The sequence below is a fragment of the Arsukibacterium sp. genome, from assembly GCF_033722355.1.
In the GTDB taxonomy this organism is placed as follows: Bacteria; Pseudomonadota; Gammaproteobacteria; order Enterobacterales; family Alteromonadaceae; genus Alishewanella.
This window is the reverse complement of record NZ_JAWVZF010000245.1, coordinates 1-2688: the sequence shown is the minus strand read 5'-3', so window position 1 is coordinate 2688 and position 2688 is coordinate 1. Positions and strand designations below refer to the sequence as shown.

Here is a 2688-nt window from a genome sequence, read left to right as displayed (position 1 = left end):
TAGCTGACAACATTAACGCCGCTTTGCGCCAGCAAGGGTTTAACACTACCACCCTGCTGTTTGAGCAGCGACAGCATTAAATGTACCGGCTCGATAAATTGATGATCTTTACCAACGGCCAGGCTTTGCGCCGCGCCCAATGCTTCCTGAAATTTACTAGTGAGCTTATCAATCTGCATAACTGCAAAGTCCCTATTAAAACTAAGTTAATTGCTAAATGGGGCGATGCAATAGCGAATTCAAGCTGCACCTAACCATTCTGTTAAATATCGATTTTAAAAAGCTTTTTTCGATCTAACATGCGATGATCGGTTTATCAGTTCACAGGCGACTTGCTCATGTTTTACCACAACTCGAAAGCCTTCTTACTGATGTTGCTGATGGTCAGTCCACCGGTGTTAGCAGACTGGCCATTATGGCAGGCATATCAGGAACGTTTTATCCAGCAGGATGGCCGGGTTATTGACTATCAGCAGCCACCCGGTATCACCACCTCTGAGGGGCAGGCCTATGCTTTGTTTTTTTCACTGGTGGCGAATCAACCAAAGCAGTTTGAACAATTGTTACACTGGACTGAAAAGCATCTCGCCCGGGGAAATTTAAGTCAAAACCTCCCGGCTTGGCTGTGGGGGCAGTCTGCTAGCGGAGACTGGCAGGTACTGGATGAAAATTCAGCTTCCGATGCCGATATCTGGCTGGCATATACCCTGCTCGAAGCGGCACAGCGCTGGCAACGACCTGACTATGCAAAGCTTGGTCACGATTTGCTGCAATTAATCATTCGTTATCAGGTGGCAGATTTACCCGGACTCGGCAAAATGCTATTGCCGGGGCAACATGGTTTTGTGCTGGGTGAAGATCGCTGGTTATTAAATCCCAGCTATTTACCGCCCCAACTGTTCTGCGGACTGGCTCGGTTGGATCCGGATGGCCCCTGGGCAGAAATTTATCGCAATAGCCTGCGTTTACTCAGTGAATCATCTCGCTTCGGTTATGCTTCCGACTGGCTAAGTTATAGCCATGCAGAGGGTTGGCAATGGCTTTCAGAACAAGAACAGACTGCCAGCTATGATGCCATTCGTGTCTATCTCTGGTTGGGTATGTTGCCTGAAACCGACGCTGGTAAAAAAATCCTCCTCGAAAAACATCTTGGCCCACTGAACTGGTTACAGGCCGGCAACCACTTTCCGCCAGAATATGTTGATTTGACGACCGGCGAAACCAAGGGTCGTGGACCGGCCGGCTTTTCGGCCGCATTGCTGCCTTATTTGCAAAGTCTGCATGAAAACGAGCTACTGGATCAGCAACAGGCCCGAATAAAACGGAAAAGCAACGGTGCACTGCTCGGGGAATATCAGCATTATTACGATCAAATGCTCGGTTTATTTGCCTTTGGTTGGTTGGAACAACGTTATCAATTTACTGAAAATGGCCGATTGAAACTCGCATGGGATGACTAAAAACTTTTTGAGAAAGCCGCCCCCACATAAGCGGCACTGCTGATATCTTGTGACTCAAGTGTGCCACCATGTATTTCCAGACTCAGTCCATCCGCTAAATAACGCGTCACAAACAGACCATATTGTTTAATACGATAGCTTTTACCTTCCTGATACATCCCCTCAAGGCCAACATGCCACATGCCAGTTGGTCTGTAGCCGAGTCGCAAGCGGTTAAACTGTGATTGCGGACCGATGCTCCAGTTACTGATCAAGCCGACATCAAATTTCGGGGTAAATTGATACCCAGCCTGCAATTGCGGCATCAGGCTAAGCGTACTCCCCTCAGGCTCTTCACCCGGCACCTCCGGGCTCAAACGATAATCCCGATAGCCTGCAGCCGTCGACAACTGCAGATAATATTGGTCGCCCTGCCAGCCATAACCAAGTCCAAAATCAATACCGGGCGCTTTGGCTTTCAGTCTATCAGCCTGATTATTGAAGTTAATGTCATATTCATAGGTCAACCAGCTGCCAATCGCTGATACAAACCAACCCTGCCCTAACTGGCCATCTGCAACCGGTTTAATTATCCCCAGATAGCTGTAGCTACTGGTCCGTGAATATTGGCTGCCGCCAATCAATAAATCCTGCTCAGCCTGAGCTGGCAGTGACCATATATAGAGCATGCTGGCCAGCAGTAAATAGCGACCACTAGCGCGGGTGCTGACGGCTTGCATCATTAAAATCCTGAACATTAATTTTGCTTATTACGTTGCTGAAATTGTTTAAGCAGTTTACGACTTAGCCAGACCATTAGTCCCAATAAGCCCAGTAAAATAAACAAAGCCCGCCATGGATATTGCGAAACCCACAAGCCAAGACCACCGCGCAGGCCATAGGCTGAGAATGGCGCATCATCGTAACTGACCGCATAAACAGTTCGACCACTGGGCGACCAAAATGCCAACCCGCCTCGTAGTTGGCCCCAATGGCCATAATCGACAACCGTATGCAGGGTATCTTGTAACAATTCTGCATCTTCTGCAGTAAACACAATATGGTGTTGGCCATTATCATCTTGCGATGACAAAGCAAAACCGTTGCGGTCAAAATCTCCGCTTAATTGAATGCCTACCTGAGTCACATTGGCTGGTGGCGTTTTACGTAACCCAAGGGCATCCATTCCGCTATTAAACCATTCTGCCCCCTCAAGTACCTGAACCGTAGCGGATTGCATTAACGGCAC

At 48.3% G+C, this 2688-nt stretch carries 4 protein-coding genes; 1 reads left to right on the top strand and 3 read right to left on the bottom strand.

Translation table 11 applies throughout. The annotated features are described in order from the left end of the window. The coding region (locus R3177_RS14370) for a Clp protease N-terminal domain-containing protein (protein WP_318971695.1) at positions 1-179 on the bottom strand (179 nt) is incomplete at its 3' end. A gap of 159 nt (positions 180-338) precedes the next feature. Here R3177_RS14370 and bcsZ point away from each other — a divergent pair. Next, complete coding sequence (gene bcsZ, locus R3177_RS14365) at positions 339-1460, top strand: cellulose synthase complex periplasmic endoglucanase BcsZ (protein ID WP_318971694.1); 1122 nt, start codon at positions 339-341, stop codon at positions 1458-1460. Here the strand turns inward: bcsZ and bcsS are convergent. Beyond that, positions 1457-2182 carry a cellulose biosynthesis protein BcsS gene (bcsS, locus tag R3177_RS14360; protein WP_318971693.1) on the bottom strand — a complete coding sequence of 242 codons (726 nt, stop codon included), beginning with the start codon at positions 2180-2182 and terminating at the stop codon, positions 1457-1459. The genes bcsZ and bcsS overlap by 4 nt on opposite strands. A gap of 14 nt (positions 2183-2196) precedes the next feature. After that, positions 2197-2688, bottom strand: a 492-nt coding sequence (locus R3177_RS14355) for a hypothetical protein (protein ID WP_318971692.1), incomplete at its 5' end; no start/stop codon positions are given.